16 protein-coding genes are annotated in these 16,101 nt (G+C 61.2%); 11 read left to right on the forward strand and 5 right to left on the reverse strand.

Annotated elements, in window-relative coordinates; genetic code table 11:
* The first annotated feature begins 139 nt into the window (after nucleotides 1-139).
* From RM533_RS00155 to RM533_RS00170, 4 genes are read left to right on the forward strand one after another with little or no spacing between them, the layout of a single operon-like run.
* Complete coding sequence (locus tag RM533_RS00155) at nucleotides 140-922, forward strand: DUF4167 domain-containing protein (protein ID WP_432264996.1); 783 nt, start codon at nucleotides 140-142, stop codon at nucleotides 920-922.
* A gap of 38 nt (nucleotides 923-960) precedes the next feature.
* A complete protein-coding gene (lnt, locus tag RM533_RS00160) occupies nucleotides 961-2,577 on the forward strand; it encodes an apolipoprotein N-acyltransferase (RefSeq protein ID WP_311339668.1) in 1,617 nt (538 codons plus the stop codon).
* Between the two features lie 40 nt (nucleotides 2,578-2,617).
* Complete coding sequence (metK, locus tag RM533_RS00165) at nucleotides 2,618-3,877, forward strand: methionine adenosyltransferase (RefSeq protein WP_311339175.1); 1,260 nt, start codon at nucleotides 2,618-2,620, stop codon at nucleotides 3,875-3,877.
* 26 nt (nucleotides 3,878-3,903) lie between these two features.
* Nucleotides 3,904-4,539: a lysozyme gene (locus RM533_RS00170; RefSeq protein ID WP_311339176.1), complete on the forward strand. Its 636-nt coding sequence runs from the start codon at nucleotides 3,904-3,906 to the stop codon at nucleotides 4,537-4,539.
* An 8-nt stretch (nucleotides 4,540-4,547) separates the two neighbouring features.
* Here RM533_RS00170 and RM533_RS00175 read toward each other — a convergent pair whose 3' ends face one another.
* Genes RM533_RS00175 through RM533_RS00185 form a run of 3 tightly spaced genes read right to left on the reverse strand, consistent with a single transcriptional unit; the run spans nucleotide 4,548 to nucleotide 6,549 of the window.
* Nucleotides 4,548-5,096 (reverse strand): glutathione peroxidase, encoded by a 549-nt coding sequence (locus tag RM533_RS00175; RefSeq protein WP_311339177.1) that lies wholly within the window; start codon nucleotides 5,094-5,096, stop codon nucleotides 4,548-4,550.
* A 59-nt stretch (nucleotides 5,097-5,155) separates the two neighbouring features.
* The gene (locus tag RM533_RS00180; protein ID WP_311339178.1) at nucleotides 5,156-5,791 is read right to left on the reverse strand and encodes a 3-oxoacid CoA-transferase subunit B; all 636 of its coding nucleotides are present in this window, start codon (nucleotides 5,789-5,791) and stop codon (nucleotides 5,156-5,158) included.
* A 50-nt stretch (nucleotides 5,792-5,841) separates the two neighbouring features.
* Entirely contained in the window at nucleotides 5,842-6,549 is a 708-nt protein-coding gene (locus RM533_RS00185) for a CoA transferase subunit A (protein WP_311339179.1), read from the reverse strand.
* 181 nt (nucleotides 6,550-6,730) lie between these two features.
* Between RM533_RS00185 and glnE the strand changes: the two genes are divergently transcribed.
* The 4 genes from glnE (at nucleotide 6,731) to RM533_RS00205 (ending at nucleotide 11,857) form a co-directional block, all read left to right on the forward strand.
* Nucleotides 6,731-9,508: a bifunctional [glutamate--ammonia ligase]-adenylyl-L-tyrosine phosphorylase/[glutamate--ammonia-ligase] adenylyltransferase gene (gene glnE, locus RM533_RS00190; protein ID WP_311339180.1), complete on the forward strand. Its 2,778-nt coding sequence runs from the start codon at nucleotides 6,731-6,733 to the stop codon at nucleotides 9,506-9,508.
* Nucleotides 9,505-10,026 carry a peroxiredoxin gene (locus RM533_RS00195; RefSeq protein WP_311339181.1) on the forward strand — a complete coding sequence of 174 codons (522 nt, stop codon included), beginning with the start codon at nucleotides 9,505-9,507 and terminating at the stop codon, nucleotides 10,024-10,026. Before glnE ends, RM533_RS00195 begins: the two co-directional genes overlap by 4 nt.
* 134 nt (nucleotides 10,027-10,160) lie before the next feature.
* Nucleotides 10,161-10,934 carry a ferritin-like domain-containing protein gene (locus RM533_RS00200; RefSeq protein ID WP_311339669.1) on the forward strand — a complete coding sequence of 258 codons (774 nt, stop codon included), beginning with the start codon at nucleotides 10,161-10,163 and terminating at the stop codon, nucleotides 10,932-10,934.
* Nucleotides 10,935-11,107: 173 nt separating this feature from the next.
* Nucleotides 11,108-11,857, forward strand: a complete 750-nt coding sequence (locus RM533_RS00205; RefSeq protein ID WP_311339182.1) for a M23 family metallopeptidase — start codon at nucleotides 11,108-11,110, stop codon at nucleotides 11,855-11,857.
* Between the two features lie 151 nt (nucleotides 11,858-12,008).
* Here the strand turns inward: RM533_RS00205 and galU are convergent, their stop codons facing one another.
* Complete coding sequence (gene galU / locus RM533_RS00210) at nucleotides 12,009-12,890, reverse strand: UTP--glucose-1-phosphate uridylyltransferase GalU (RefSeq protein WP_311339183.1); 882 nt, start codon at nucleotides 12,888-12,890, stop codon at nucleotides 12,009-12,011.
* Between the two features lie 120 nt (nucleotides 12,891-13,010).
* On the opposite strand from galU, the gene murA reads away from it, so the two are divergent.
* The gene (gene murA, locus RM533_RS00215) at nucleotides 13,011-14,294 is read left to right on the forward strand and encodes a UDP-N-acetylglucosamine 1-carboxyvinyltransferase (RefSeq protein WP_311339184.1); all 1,284 of its coding nucleotides are present in this window, start codon (nucleotides 13,011-13,013) and stop codon (nucleotides 14,292-14,294) included.
* 84 nt (nucleotides 14,295-14,378) lie between these two features.
* Nucleotides 14,379-14,624 (forward strand): hypothetical protein, encoded by a 246-nt coding sequence (locus RM533_RS00220; protein ID WP_311339185.1) that lies wholly within the window; start codon nucleotides 14,379-14,381, stop codon nucleotides 14,622-14,624.
* Nucleotides 14,625-14,676: 52 nt separating this feature from the next.
* On the opposite strand, the gene RM533_RS00225 is transcribed toward RM533_RS00220, so the two are convergent.
* Nucleotides 14,677-14,949: a ribbon-helix-helix domain-containing protein gene (locus tag RM533_RS00225; protein ID WP_311339186.1), complete on the reverse strand. Its 273-nt coding sequence runs from the start codon at nucleotides 14,947-14,949 to the stop codon at nucleotides 14,677-14,679.
* A gap of 144 nt (nucleotides 14,950-15,093) precedes the next feature.
* Between RM533_RS00225 and RM533_RS00230 the strand changes: the two genes are divergently transcribed.
* A complete protein-coding gene (locus RM533_RS00230) occupies nucleotides 15,094-16,101 on the forward strand; it encodes an NAD(P)H-dependent flavin oxidoreductase (RefSeq protein WP_311339187.1) in 1,008 nt (335 codons plus the stop codon).

Below are 16,101 nucleotides of genomic sequence, written 5' to 3' on the forward strand. Positions count from 1 at the left end.
CAACTGGCGCATGATCTAACGCTTTGAACAGGGCTGTCGAACAGCTCCTGGCGAGCAGCCTGCCCCGGCTTTCGGGTGCTTCCGGCAAGATCGCGAAATGGCGGATATTCTGCCCGCGACGGATAGAGGAACAGTGTCTTTGAACAATACTCGCGGCAACAATCGCCGGCGCGGCCGCAGTCCCGGTCGTCAGCAAGGTGGCCAGTTTCAGAACCGGATCGACAGTCGCGCCCGTGGTAACGCACCGCAACTGCTCGACAAGTACAAGAAGCTTGCCGAAGATGCGCACCGTAATGGCGACCGAGTGCAGGCTGAATACTACCTGCAATTTGCAGACCATTATTTCCGCGTGATTGCCGATGGCAAGGTCCGGCAGGATGAGCAGCGCAGCAAGCGTGAAGACACCCGCGACGATCCCCGGCAAGATGGCAATTCCCGACGGGACGAACGCCGCGGCACAGGTTCGCATGATGATGATGACAGCGACGCTGATAGCGGGTCCGCTGATGAAGAGATGGGCGGCAGGGACGACAGGTTTATTTCCGATCACGACGAGACGAGTAGCGCGCCGGCAAACCATCGCACCGGCAGGCCTGTCCGCAACGAAGCCGATGACGACAGCGCCCAGGACACGCGCCGTCAGAGCGGGGAAGAGAGCGACAATCCCTTCGTGCGTGAACCGCGCAAACGGGCAGTTCGCAAGCCCCGGCAACCTTCGGGACGTGGCGAAGCCGCAGGATCCGAAACCGAACGGACTGTTCAGAACAGCGGCGCTCTCGATCCGCAGGCACTGCCTCCCGCAATAGGAGAGACAGGAACGACCGATGGCGAGCCGGCGGAAAAGCCCAAGCGGGCGCGCAGACCGCGTAAACCCAAGGAAGATGGCAGCGCAGATGACGTAAAGCAGGCGGCCAACGGCTGACACGGGTCGCAAGTGCTCTGAGCAGCAGTTCCTTGGCAATGATCGGCGTGCGCGGTAGCCGCGTGTCAAAGCGCATCTTTCCGGAGGCAGTCGTTGCCCTGGTCTCAGGCGGCGGCGCGGCGCTTGGATTTCAACCGCTTGGCTGGTGGCCGGTAACGCTGATTGCAATGGCGTTGCTGTTTCAACTTGTCAGGCAAGCACAACATACCGGCCGCGCCGCCCTGCTCGGCTGGATATTTGGCGTAGGCCTATTTTCGGTCGGCAACAATTGGATTGCGACGGCTTTTACCTATCAGGCGGCGATGCCGGCCTGGCTTGGTTGGGTCGCGGTGGTGCTGCTGGCGCTGTACCTGGCGATTTACCCTGCGCTTGCGACAGGGGCGGCGGTCTTGATCCTCAGCCGACGTCATGGCGCGGGTCTTACTCTTGTTCCGGCGCTGGCGGGAACCTGGATCGTGACCGAATGGCTGCGGGGCTGGGTATTTACTGGCTTTGCCTGGAACCCTGTGGGAGCGGTGGCGCTGGGCGGTTTTGCCCGACCTGGTCTGGCCTCCGCTTTGCCATGGCTTGGCACTTACGGCTTGTCAGGATTGGTCGTGGCCCTGTCGGGGGTGCTGTGGTGGGCCATGGTTCGGGGACGTTCGCGCCAGTGGTGGCAGACGGCCTGTCTGGCACTGCTGCCCTTCCTGCTGTTTGTCGCGCCCTGGCCTCTTCAGTCGTCCTCTGATGCGGACAGCCGCACAGGCGGCTTGCATGTTACGCTGGTGCAGCCCAACGTCCGGCAGGAACTGCTCAATGATCCGGCGCATTTCGGCCAACAGTTCGAAAAAAGCGCGGCGCTGACCACACCCAACCGGCAGCCCGAGGCGCGCCGCATCGTGCTCTGGCCAGAATCCGGAGTGCCCGATCATCTGCGCGCCGGCTACCCGCAACGATATTACGGCACCACTTTTGCGGGCGATCCTGCGCTTGCTCGTGCGCGGCTTGCCCGCACGATCGGGCCGCACAGCCTGCTGCTGACAGGAACGGTGGATCTGGTGATCGACGAAGCTGGGCAGGCTGTCGCTGCCCGTAATGTAGTTACCGTCATTGACGATCAGGGTGAGATTGCGGCGGGGTACGCGAAGGCGCATCTTGTCCCCTATGGGGAATATCTGCCCATGCGCAGCCTGCTGGAGCCGATCGGACTGTCGCGGCTGGTGGAAGGGTCGCTTGATTTCGAAGACGGCCCAGGCCCGCGGACGCTCGACCTTGGTGAATGGGGCAAGGCTGCCATTCAGATCTGCTATGAGATCATCTTCCCCGGTAACGTAGTGGATGATGCCGACCGGCCGGATTACATCGTGAACCCATCGAATGACGGCTGGTTCGGAGCGTGGGGTCCGCCACAGCACCTCGCGCAGGCCCGGATGCGCGCCATCGAAGAAGGCCTGCCAGTGCTGCGGCCGACCACCACCGGGATCAGCGCGATCGTCGATGCCGCAGGCGTGGTGCGTGCGCACATCGGGCGAGGGACAGCCGCCCGCATCGACACGCTGGTTCCGCCTGCTTTCCAGCCGACCTTGTTCGCCCGTCTGGGCAATTACCTTTCTCTGTTCTGGGCATTGGTCCTGCTTGTCATCGCAGCAGTTGCCACCCGGCGTGCGCGTGGCTAATGGATATAAAGAAAGCTTTATACTATGATGCGGGAGCGCCATGCGCAGCAATTATCTTTTTACCTCGGAAAGCGTTTCCGAGGGTCATCCGGACAAGGTCGCTGACCAGATATCGGATGCAATTGTTGATCTGATGCTGGCGAAGGATCCGGAGGCGCGGGTCGCTTGCGAGACGATGACGACGACCCAGCTGGTTGTGCTGTCCGGCGAAATCCGCTGCAAGCCCATGTACGACGAGAGCCGTAGCGAGTGGTCCGACAACGGTTTCTGGGCGCCTGGCGCGAAGGAAGAGATCGAGCGCACGGTTCGCGACGTGGTGCGTGACATTGGCTACGAACAATCCGGATTCCATTGGCAGACATTGCGCTTCGAAAATTATCTGCACGGCCAGTCGGCGCACATTGCCCAAGGGGTCGATTCGACTGGAGACAAGGACGAGGGCGCGGGCGATCAGGGCATCATGTTCGGGTTTGCCTGCGACGAAACGCCTGATCTCATGCCTGCGACGCTCGATTACAGTCACAAGATCCTGCAGCGGATGGCGGATGATCGAAAGTCAGGCGCGGCCCCTTTTCTGGAACCCGACGCCAAGAGCCAGGTGACATTGCGTTTTGACGATGGCGAGCCGTCTGCCTGTACCGCAATCGTGGTATCGACGCAGCACAAGCCTGGCTTTGACAAGGGTGCGCAGGAACAGCAGTTGAAGGATTATGTAAAAGGCGTCATTGCCGACATCCTGCCGCACAATCTTCTGTCCGACGAGACGGTTTACCATATCAATCCGACCGGCGCCTTCGAGATTGGCGGGCCGGACGGTGATGCGGGGCTGACCGGGCGCAAGATCATCGTCGATACCTATGGTGGTGCAGCGCCTCATGGCGGCGGCGCTTTTTCCGGCAAGGACCCGACCAAGGTTGATCGGTCTGCGGCTTATATCGCCCGATATCTGGCCAAGAACATTGTTGCTGGTGGTTTCGCGACCCGGTGCACCATTCAACTGGCCTATGCGATCGGCGTGCCCAGGCCGCTGTCGATCTATGTAGACACGCATGAAACCGCACGCGACGGTATTACTGATGAAGCATTGGAAAATGCCATCCGCAGCATCGATTCATTAGGAGAGTTGACTCCGCGGGGCATTCGCACCCGCCTGAAGCTCAACCGCCCGATCTACCGCGCCACGGCTGCCTATGGTCATTTCGGCCGAGACAGCGATGGGGGCATGTTCCCCTGGGAGCAGACCGATCTGGTTGGCGAACTGCAGGACGCTCTTTCCCGTGAGATGGCCGACCAGATTTAATTTTCCTACCGACAGGATGCTCCAGCATGAACAAGGCTCTGTCAGACCGGAGCCTTGCCATGCACGATACCCCGATCCAGCCTGTATCCTATGATCCTGCCAATCCGCGCATCACGCCGCGTATCGCCGCGGAACTCATTGCCCATGAAGGGATCGTCACCAAAGCGTACCGGGATTCAGTGGGCGTCTGGACATGGAGCGTTGGGCTGACCGACGCCTGCGGCCATCGCGTCGGGCGCTATCGTGACAATCCCCAACCGCTTGAGCATTGCCTCGGCATTTATCTGTGGGCGCTGGAGCGGCGATATCTGCCAGCAGTCCTGCGCGCCTTTGCCGGTATCGCACCGCAAGAGCATGAACTGGGCGCAGCGCTGTCTTTCCACTGGAATACCGGTGCGATCGAGAAAGCGGAATGGATGCGCCGCTTGCGCCAGGGTGATCGCCAAGGCGCCCGGCGTGCGATCATGAACTGGTGCCGGCCGGTTGTCCTGACCCGCCGCCGGCGCCTTGAGCGCGCCTTGTTCTTTGATGCTTCGTGGAGCAATGATGGTCGTGCGCTCGTCTATGACGTGGCCAGGCCTTCCTATCGCCCGGTAAGGGGCCGCAGCATCGAGATCCTTTCGGTGCTCGAACGTTTGATGGAACAGCAAGCTGCGAATTAGGGCATCGTTCACTCGCGCAAGGCAGCCTCGATCACGTCGATGAGCGCCGCGTCATCGGGAGCGGTGGAGGGGGCAAAGCGTTCCAGCACACGTCCGTCGCGCGCCACGATGAACTTTTCGAAGTTCCACAAGACCTCGGGATCGCTGTTCGTGGCGATCCCGTGGCTTTCCAGCATCTTGCGCATACCGTCGGTGTCGCCTTGCTTTGCCGGCCGGGCAGCGATGAGCGCCTTGTACAAGGGCTGCTTGTCGGCACCTGCGACGCTGGCCTTGGCAAAGACGGGAAAGTTCACGTCGAACTGCGTCTGGCAGAATTGCGCGATCTGAGCATCGGTGCCCGGTTCCTGCGCGCCGAAATCATTAGCGGGAAACGCCAGCACTGAAAAACCTTGCTCGCCAAAACGATCCTGCAACGCTTTCAGCCCGGCGTATTGCGGGGTCAGGCCGCATTGCGAGGCCGTGTTCACGATCAGCAGGACCTTGCCTTCATGCGCTCCAACGCTGTCGGGTGTGCCATCGTTGCGAGTAAGCGAAAGGTCCGGAAGCCGTTCGGTCATGTCTGTTCGCCTTGTTCAATCAGGAGATGTCTTGTCCGATCAGGAGATGTCTTGTTCAATCAGGAGATATAATGCGCCGTGGTGCTTGCCGCGATCTGCTCTGCAGCTACGCCAGGCGCGCATTCGATCAGGCGAAACGGGCTGTCGTGATCAGGCCGCTGAAACACGCACAGATCGGTGACGATCATGTCGACGACATCGCGCCCCGTCAGCGGCAGAGTGCATTCGGGAATGAACTTGGGCGTCCCGTTCTTCGAGGTATGCTCCATGACGACGATGATCTTCTTGACGCCAGCGACAAGGTCCATGGCGCCACCCATGCCCTTGATCATCTTGCCTGGAATCATCCAGTTGGCAATGTCACCGTTCTGGGCAACCTCCATGGCGCCAAGCACTGTAAGATCGATATGGCCGCCGCGAATCATGGCGAAGCTTTGCGCACTGTCGAAATAGGCTGTCCGGTCCAGTTCGCTGATCGTCTGTTTGCCGGCGTTGATGAGGTCGGCATCCTCTTCCCCCTCCAATGGAAAAGGACCGATGCCCAGCATGCCGTTTTCAGATTGGAGCGTAACGTCAATGCCGGTCGGCACATGGTTGGCAACAAGTGTGGGAATGCCAATGCCGAGATTGACGTAGAACCCGTCCTTCAATTCCTGCGCGGCACGATGGGCCATTTCGTCGCGGGTCCAAGGCATCGATCTCTCCAGTTCGTGATATTCAGCGGCGGATGGGCAGGCAGTTGGCGTCAGGCATCCTGGCGCTGGCGCGTGGTGCGAAACTCGATCTTCTTGTCATAGGGCGCGCCGACGATCATCCGCTGCACATAGACGCCGGGCAGATGGATGCAGTCGGGATCAAGGCTGCCTGTGGGCACCAGTTCCTCCACTTCAACGACGCAGATCTTGCCGCAGGTCGCCGCCGGCATGTTGAAATTGCGCGCGGTCTTGCGAAATACCAGATTGCCGGTCTCATCCGCCTTCCACGCCTTCACCAGCGCAAGATCGGCAAAGATACCGTGTTCCAGCACATATTCCTTGTTATTAAACAGCTTGGTTTCCTTGCCATCGGCAACCTGCGTGCCGACGCCGGTGCGGGTATAGAAGCCGGGGATCCCCGCGCCGCCGGCTCGCATCCGTTCGGCCAGCGTCCCTTGCGGGCAGAACTCCACCTCCAGTTCGCGGGCGAGGAACTGACGTTCGAATTCCTTGTTCTCGCCGACGTAGGACGCGATCATCTTGGCGATCTGCCTCGTGCGCAGGAGCTTTCCCAAGCCTTCATTATCGATGCCGGCATTGTTGGAGGCAACGGTCAGCCCGCTCACGCCGCTTTCTACCACCGCATCGATCAGCCGTTCAGGAATGCCGCACAATCCGAACCCACCGGCCACCACCAGCATGTCATTGCGCAGGACGCCATCGAGCGCGGATCTGGCATCGGGATACAGCTTCTTCATTGCGCGCAGCTTTCTTGTTGTTGCAGCGCCAGAAGCTTTGCCCCTGCCGCACTTCCGCTTGTGTTGCCTGTCTTGTTATCGCCGCATCGTGCGCCTGTCACGCCTGCTTGCCGCGTCGCAGTGCGATCTTTCCTCGTGGCATGCCCTTGCACCGGCGGACCCGCCGCCACATGGAGAGAGGATGCACGAAGATGAACGCACCAGGCCTCCTGCCCAAGGCGCCGCGCAGCAGGTTACGCCTGACTGGACAGACGCACTCGGCAGGGTGCGTGAACACTCGCCCTTCCTTTCTGCCCTGCTGGAGCGGGAAAGCGATCTGGCCGACCTGCTCGCACAGGGCCAAGGTGCGGCGGCTTTGGACGCCGCGAAGAATGCAGGTGAGGGTGCCGCTGATCTGGGCGTAGCCTTGCGGCGGCAGCGACGCGCACTGGCGCTGGTGCTGGCTACAGGCGATCTTGCCGGTGCCTTCTCGCTGCCATTCGTGACAGGCGAGCTTTCGCAATTTGCCAGTAGAGCGCTTGACGCCGCCATGCGCGAAGCAGTGCGGCATCGGGTGCCCGACAGCGAAACCATCGGCATGACAGGGCTGGCACTGGGCAAGCATGGCGCGTGCGAGCTCAATTTCTCATCCGATATCGATCCGATCATCCTCTATGATCCTGACCTCATCCCGCGCCGGCCACGCGACGAGCCGGGGGAAGCTGCGCAGATCGCCACACGCCGCATCGTCCAGACGTTGTCCGCAAACACCGAAGAAGGGTACGTCTTTCGTGTCGATCTGCGGCTGCGACCTGCATCCGAGGTCAGCCCGCTTGCCATTCCCATCGAGGCGGCCCTTACCCATTATGAAAGCAGCGCGCTTGCATGGGAACGTGCCGCCTTCATCCGGGCGCGGGCAGTGGCAGGAGATATCGCTGCCGGCGCTGCCTTTCTCGAGGCCATTCGACCGTTCATCTGGCGCAAGAGCCTGGATTTTGGCGCCATTGATGAAATCGGCCGGCTGGTTACCCGTATTCGTGACAGCCACCAGGGCGCGACAGTGCCAGGTCCTGATTTCGATGTGAAACGCGGCCGTGGCGGTATCCGGGAGATCGAGTTCTTTGCACAGACGCATCAGCTAATCCATGGTGGCCGGAACCCTTCGCTGCGCGTACGGGGTACGCGCGCTGCGCTCAATGCGCTTTGCGATGCAGCAATCATCAGGGCCGAGGATGCGACTGCGCTGGGCAACAGTTACGACCAGTTGCGCATCGTCGAACATCGCCTGCAGATGGTTCAGGACCGGCAAACACATGCGCTCCCCGCGTCTGCCGCCGCAATCGACAACGTGGCACAGCTGGACGGCTATGCGGACGGCGCAGCGCTGATAGAGCATATCTGCAACATTACCGCTCCGGTGCGGGAGCGGTTCGATGCTCTGGTGAACACCCATACCGGCCCGCAGCCCCCGCGTGCAGATCCCGCCGGCAAAGCCCCGGATCTTGCGCAGTCGCACCTTGCCGCGCTTGGCTTTGCCGATGCCGAAATGCTGAGTGCTCGCATCGAAAAGTGGAAAGGCGGCGCGATCCGGGCGCTGCGGTCCGATTCGGCGCGAGAAGCCTTCGCCGCCATTCAGCCGCAGCTGCTCGAGGCGCTGGCAAGCGCACCTGAGCCCGAGCGCGCGCTCAACCGGTGGGAAAAGATGCTGGCGCGCCTGCCGTCCGCCATCAACGTGTTCCGTCTGCTCGAAGCGCGCCCGGCTCTGCTTGAGACGCTGGCAAGGATCCTGGCGTTGGCACCGGGTCTTGCCGATGCCTTGGGGCAAAGAGGAGATCTCCTCGATACGCTCATCGATCGCAGCGCCTACGACCTGCCGCCCGATGCGGAGCAGCTGACGCATCTGTTTGCCGGCGGTGGGAACAGGAACCTGCTGCGCAGCGACTACGAAGCCATGCTTGACCGCGTCAGGCGCAAGGTCGGGGATCTGCGCTTTGAACTGGGTGTGCAACTGCTCGACAATGCGCATGACCCCCTCGCAGTGGCGGCCGGACTGTCCCGCATGGCAGAGGCCGCTATACGCGTGCTGGCCGATGCGACCGCAGAAGAATTTGCTCTTGCTCATGGGCGGATCGAAGGGAGCGGGCTGGTCGTGCTCGGCATGGGGCGAATGGGTGGCGCGGTGATGACGCACGCCAGCGATCTTGACCTCGTCTATCTGTTCACAGGCGACAGCGAGTCGCAATCGGATGGCCGCCGGCCGCTTGGCGCGACGCAATATTTCAACCGGCTGGCGCAGCGGACGTCGGCCGCATTGTCGGTGCCAACGGCAGAGGGACGGCTGTTCGAAGTGGACACAAGGCTGCGTCCTTCAGGCATGCAGGGATTGCTTGCCGTGAGCACTGACAGCTTCTTGCGCTATCAGCGTGAAGCTGCCTGGACGTGGGAGCACATGGCGCTGATCCGGGCCAGAGTGCTGCATGCGCCTGACGGCGCCGGGGACATGATCGACACAGGCATACAGGATGTCCTGCGCATTGCGCGTGATCCCGGCATCCTGCAGCACGCCATTCTTGCCATGCGGGCAGAGATCAGCGCTCACAAACCGCCGAGCGGTGCGCTTGATGTAAAGCTGATGCGCGGCGGACTGGTCGATCTGGAGTTTCTGGTCCATTTCCTGCAGCTGCGTGACGGCTTGTTTCTCACGCCTGATCTTGGCTGCGCGGTGCGCATGCTCATCGAGGCAGGCATGGTGCCGCCTGCTCTGCATGACGCGCATGATCTGCTGACTCGGGCGCTGGTGACGATGCGGCTGGTCGCGCCCGATGCGGCAGTGCCTGCGCCTGCCGCGCGCGGGATCATGGCACACGCCTGCCGACAAGCGGACTGGCCGGCATTGCTCGTGGCGATCGAAGATGCCCGCGCCGCAGTGGCGCAGGCATGGCAGGAAGTTTTTTCAGAACGACTGGACATAAAATCATGACAGACGCCAGCACCAATGGCGCCGATGATCGCATCGGTGCCGGAGACCGCTTTCCCATTTTCAGCCTGCAGATGGTCGACAATGGCACGATGAGCAACGCGGACATCGCTGGCAAACCAGTCGTGTTCTTCTTCTATCCCAAGGACAATACGCCCGGCTGCACGTCAGAGGCGGTGGATTTCACCCGGTTGAAGCCCCGGTTTGATGCCGCAGGCATCACACTGGTCGGCGTCAGCAAGGATCCGCTTGCCTCCCATGCCAGGTTCATGGCCAAGCATGCGCTTTCCACTCCGCTCGGCTCGGATGCACAGGAAGATGGTCTTGCCGATGCGCTCGGCATCTGGGTGATGAAGTCGATGATGGGGCGCCGCTACATGGGCATGGAACGCACCACTGTCCTGGTGGCGGGTGATGGCTCGGTTGCCAGGATCTGGCGCAAGGTCAAGGTCAAGGGTCATGCCGATGAAGTGCTGGCAGCCGCTCTTGCCGAAGCCGAACAACCCGCCGGTTCACGCTAGTGGCAGGGTCGTCAGCTTCCGATCTGAAAGTCGTCAGTCCGGCGAAAACCGAGCACCATGGCAATCGTGAATTCGCATCGGGCTCGTTCACGACTGCCAGACCTTGCAGCGATCCGGCATGCGTCGCGCAGGCGATCCGCGCAGCGCTGCTCACCGCAGATCCGCTCGCAAAGGTGATGGCCACCCGCAGTGTCGCCCGACGATGGCGACTGGCCCGGCTGCAGCCCTGCAGCAGCGGCACCTGCGTCATGCCGGATCAGCCAGCCTGGCCCGACCAGCCCGAACTTGTTGCGCCGCGGCAGCTGCCACGCCGAGGCAAGGCAGGTTCGCCAGCAACGCGAATCGCCCTGTGGCACAGCCTTGCTCATATCGAATTTGTCGCGATCGATCTTGCGCTTGATATGGCGGGGCGATTCGGAACTCAGATGGGGCCGGACTTCACTGGCGATTTTCTGGCAGTGGCCGCCGACGAGGCGATGCATTTTTCATTGCTCGCCCGCAAGCTGACCACGCTGGGAAGCTTTTACGGAGCGCTGCCGGCACATGGCGGCCTGTGGCAGGCGGCTTGTGACACGCGACATGATGTGGCTGCGCGCTTGGCAATTGTGCCCATGGTGCTGGAAGCGCGGGGCCTCGACATCACGCCCCAGACGATCCGTACGGTCGAAGCGCAGGGCGACCGGCATGGGGTCCGCATCCTCGAACGGATACTAGCCGATGAGATTCGGCACGTCCGATTTGGCACACTTCATTTTACCGACTGGTGCAAAACGCAGAACCTTGTTCCGCAGCACGAGTGGCAATTGCTGTTGAAAAGGCATTTTCGCGGCGCGCTCAAACCACCGTTCAACAGTTCAGCGCGGAAGTCAGCCGGTCTGCCGCGCAGTTACCTCGATGGTATTGTCTGATTAACCGTTTCGCCTCTAACCCCCAATGCACCAGAGCACGGGATGTTCCCAAACGCTCGTGAACATACCCAGCGGCAGGTCGTCTGCCGCAGACAATCCAACAGGATGTCGGGTAAACGCAAGCTATATCAGCCTCTTGGGGTGATCCGCCGACGGACGGGAAGGTTTGGCATATGACGATTTTTGGACAGATTTCAGGCGCGCGCGCAGTACGCGGTGTCACCCTGAGCGTGACGGCGGTCGGCTGCATGGCAATGGCGCCTGCCCCCGCAATGGCGAATGCAAGCGCCACTGCGGTGGCAAGCGCCGACGTAGCCACCTCGGTTCGTGACGCTGCCCGCCAAGGCATTGGTGAAGGGGTTGCAAGCGACGGCAAGTTCAAGACGCTGTTCGCAAGCTGGAAAACGCTCGACAATGTACAGAAGACCGCAGTGGTGCCGCAGGTTGCCGGCACCATGCAGGCCGCAGTTTCCATTCCGTCACGCCTGCCGGTGGAAAACGCACGTTTTTCCAGCAGCTTTGGATCGCGCGTCCATCCGGTTACCGGCCAGCGCAAGAACCATCATGGCCTTGATATGGCCGCACCTACAGGCACGCCGATCTATGCAACTGCTGATGGCACCGTTGAAATGGCCAAATGGTATGGTGGCTATGGCAATTATGTTCAGATCGGACATGGTGGCGCAACGCAGACCCGCTATGGCCACATGTCCGAATACAGCGTCAGCGCCGGACAGCAGGTGAAAAAGGGTGATCTCATCGGATTTGTCGGCAGCACTGGTCGTTCAACTGGCCCCCATCTGCATTACGAAGTCCGCATCGCAGGAGAGCCGGTCGATCCGACGCCATATCTGCAGGCAGATACCTTTCAGCAGGCTTTTGCCAGCGCAACCGGCCTGACTGGTGCAGGTGGCCCGGAGTAAATACGGCCACAGCAGGACACCAATGTTCTGACATGATTGGTTAAAAACCCGGCGCTTTGCAGGCGCCGGGTTTTTTTGATGTTGCATGGGTCGCGTGCTCGTCAGAATACAGGCCGCGCATTGCAACGCGGCCTGATTTCGATTTACCTTATCAGCCGCGCAGCAGCCGTGCGGCGATCTGACGCACCTGTGCTGCCATGTCCTCCCGCTCCAGCGCCAGCGCCAGTGTCGCCTCGACAAAGCCGGTCTTGGAGCCGCAATCGAATCGACGCCCTTCGAACGTCACGGCGTGGAACGGTTGCGTACCGATCATGCGGGCCATCGCATCTGTAAGCTGGATCTCGCCCCCGGCGCCCTTGCCCTGGTTCTCAAGCGTACGCATGACCTCGGGCTGAAGAATGTAGCGGCCTGACACGATCTTGTTGGAGGGCGCATCCTCCATCTTGGGCTTTTCGACCAGCCCCACGACTTCGGTAAGCGCGCCGTCCGCCTTGCCGGGATCAATCACGCCATAGCTTGAAACCTCGTCCCGCGGCACTTCGAGAACAGAAATGAAATTGCCGCCGACTTCCTGATATGCGTCCACCATCTGCTTGAGACAACCCGTCTTGCCCCACATCAATTCGTCGGGAAGCAGGACGGCAAATGGCTCGTCTCCCACGATATCGCGCGCGCACCATACCGCGTGGCCAAGGCCCATGGGCTCCTGCTGGCGAACATAAGCGCAATGACCAGGCGCAAGACGGGTGCCGTCAAGCGCCGACATGTCCTTGCCGCGTTCCCGCATCGTTGCTTCCAGTTCGAAGCTGATGTCGAAATGATCCTCGATGGCGCTCTTGCCCCGGCCGGTGACGAAAATCATCTGTTCAATACCGGCTTCACGCGCCTCATCGACTGCATACTGGATCAGCGGGCGATCGACGATCGGCAGCATTTCCTTCGGCACTGCCTTTGTAGCCGGCAGAAAGCGAGTGCCCAGACCGGCGACGGGAAAGACTGCCTTGCGGACAGGTTTGCGCGATTTATCAGTCATCTGGTGGATAGCCTTTTTGTTTGTCAGTGAAGTGTTGCAGGCAGTAACGCAGACAAGCCCGTCGGGTTCAACCCGCAGGGTTGTCTTGTGATCGGCGCGATTGTGCGTAAACAGCCGCAGATGGACAAGATCATCATTACAGGCGGTGAGCGATTGTGCGGCAAGCTGCCGATATCGGGCGCCAAGAATGCCGCGCTCGCGCTGCTGCCCTGCGCGCTGCTGACCGAGGAAGCGCTGACCCTGCGCAATCTGCCGAGACTGGCGGACATCGACGGATTTCAGCACCTGCTCAACCAGTTCGGAGTGTCCACCGCGATCGCCGGGTCACGTCCGGAAGATTTTGGCCGTGTCATGACCTTGCAGGCGACACGCCTGACCGGCACCACCGCACCTTACGAGCTGGTTCGCAAGATGCGCGCCTCCATTCTGGTGCTCGGTCCGCTGCTTGGCCGGGCGGGAGAGGCGACAGTGTCACTTCCCGGCGGCTGTGCCATCGGCAACCGGCCAATCGACCTTCATCTCAAGGCGCTCGAGGCGATGGGCGTGCGGATTGAAATGGCGGCTGGTTACGTGCGGGCTATCGCGCCTGATGGCGGGGTGCCGGGCGGCGATTTCACTTTTCCCGTGGTTTCTGTCGGCGCCACTGAAAACGCGCTGATGGCTGCCGTTCTGGCGAGCGGGACAACGCGCCTTGAGAACGCAGCGCGCGAGCCGGAAATCGTTGATCTGTGCAATCTGCTGGTCGCTATGGGCGCGCAGATCGAGAATATCGGTGAGCCCGATCTGGTCATCCATGGCGTGCCGCGGCTGCACGGCGCAACCTATCGCGTAATGGCAGACCGCATCGAGGCGGGCAGCTATGCCTGCGCTGCTGCAATCACCGGCGGCGACATTACCATGACAGGGGCAAACATCGCGCAGATGGGCGCCACGGTCCATGCTCTGCGCAGCGCGGGCGTGATCGTCGAAGAGGCGGCAGACGGTGTTCAAGTCCGGGTGGACGGGCCGTTAAAAGCAATCAACCTTTCTACCGCCCCTTATCCCGGCTTTGCCACCGACATGCAGGCGCAGCTCATGGCGCTGCTCTGCCGGGCAGAGGGCACCAGCGTTCTGCATGAAACAATCTTCGAAAACCGGTACATGCACGTTCCGGAACTCAGCCGCATGGGTGCGCAGATCGAAACGACCGGGCGCACAGCGGTGGTGCACGGGGTTCCGATGCTGACAGGTGCAGAGGTCATGGCCACTGATCTGCGCGCTTCGATGAGCCTGGTAATCGCTGGACTGGCGGCAAAGGGCCAGACGATCGTGCACAGGCTGTATCATCTTGATCGTGGTTATGAACGGCTGGAAGAAAAACTCGCGCTGGTCGGCGCGCGGGTCGAGCGGGTTGGCAGCGAATAGCGGCTGCTGGTAATTTAGACTTGCATAGCGGAAACCAATTGCCTGCCCGGCGCGTTGATGCGGCAAGATTACAGGAGAAACGCAATGGGTTTGATTCGTTTGGGCGTGCTTGGTGCGCTCGGTTATGCCGGATACAAATATTTTACCAACAAGCACGATGAGCCTGCCGCTTTCGCCAAGGGCGAACCGGGCGGCATGTCGAACAGCGCAACGACCCCCGTGCGCAACGCAGGCGCAAGTTCGATGCGTGACAAGCCGGACAGCTGGTCCAAGACAGACCAGGCCATGGACGAAAGCTTCCCGGCCAGCGATCCGCCAGCAACTTACTGACATATCGCCGTAGATTTGGAACGGGCGCAGGTCTTGATGGCCTGCGCCCGTTTTACGTGTTTGGTTGCCGCCCTGCGGCAGCGGTCGCGCACATCAGCCAGACGCGGATCGCGCCGGCCAGCCCTGATGGTGTCGGCGCTTCGATCCGTTCGGCGTCGATCCTCGCAACCAAAGCATTAAGCGGCATCTGCAAAGCATTGGCCTGCTCGCGCAGCATGTCCCAGAAGATCGGCTCCAGGCTGATAGAGGTCTTGTGTCCGGCGATTTCTACCGAGCGCTTCACAGGCGGATGGTAAGGAGGCGTTGGAGAGTGCAGCGTTGGCATGGTGCCTCTATAGCGCTGTGCCTTTCTTGCAGCGAAGGCTAATTTGCGGATCGCATGGCACGCAGGGCTGCTGGTTTCATCCCTGCTTGTCGGATGGTCCGCGCCGCTTTAGATGCGGCATCCGGCCTGCCCGAAGGAGCCAAGATGAGTTTTGCAAGGACAGCATCGCTGATGCGCCGCGGCGCCGATTTTCTCGGCAGCGAACATGCCATCATGTGCGGCGCGATGAGCTGGGTGTCGGAACGTCATCTCGTCGCGGCAATTTCGAATGCAGGCGGGTTCGGCGTCATTGCCTGCGGAGCCATGACACCTGCCTTGCTGGATCAGGAAATCACCGCGACGAAAAAACTGACTCAGAAGCCTTTTGGCGTCAATCTTATCACCATGCATCCCGACATCATGGCGCTGATCGATGTGTGCGCAGGCCATCAGGTCGGCCATGTGGTGCTGGCAGGGGGTGTGCCGCCCAAGGGCAGCGTGGAGGCGATCAGCAGTTCCGGCGCCAAGGTGATCTGTTTTGCCCCGACATTGGCGCTGGCAAAAAAGCTGCTGCGCACCGGCGCGGACGCAATGGTGATCGAAGGCATGGAAGCAGGCGGTCATATCGGGCCGGTATCGACCAGCGTTCTGGCGCAGGAAATCCTGCCCCATCTGGGGAAGGATTATCTGGTGTTTGTTGCCGGCGGCATCGGACGCGGCGAGGCAATTGCCGGTTATCTGGAGATGGGTGCGGCAGGCGTACAGCTGGGAACCCGGTTTGCCTGCGCCACCGAATCCATTGCGCATCCCGACTTCAAGAAGGCTTTCTTCAGAGCCAGCGCCCGCGACGCGGTTACCTCTGTGCAGCTTGACGCGCGCCTGCCCGTCATTCCTGTGCGGGCGCTGCGCAACAAGGGGGCCGAAGCATTCACTGCCAAGCAGCGCGAAGTGGCTGGACTCCTCGATGGGCAGACAGTGGAAATGGCAGAGGCGCAGTTGCAGATCGAGCATTACTGGGCAGGCGCGTTGCGCCGGGCAGTGATCGATGGCGACGTGGAAAACGGCTCGATGATGGCCGGGCAGTCAGTCGGCATGGTGACAAAGGAGGAGCCCGTTGCCGACATCATCCTCGCGTTGATGGAAGAAGCAGAAGCAGCCCTGTCGCGTCGCTGA

Source organism: Croceicoccus esteveae (assembly GCF_031846435.1).
Lineage (GTDB): Bacteria > Pseudomonadota > Alphaproteobacteria > Sphingomonadales > Sphingomonadaceae > Croceicoccus > Croceicoccus esteveae.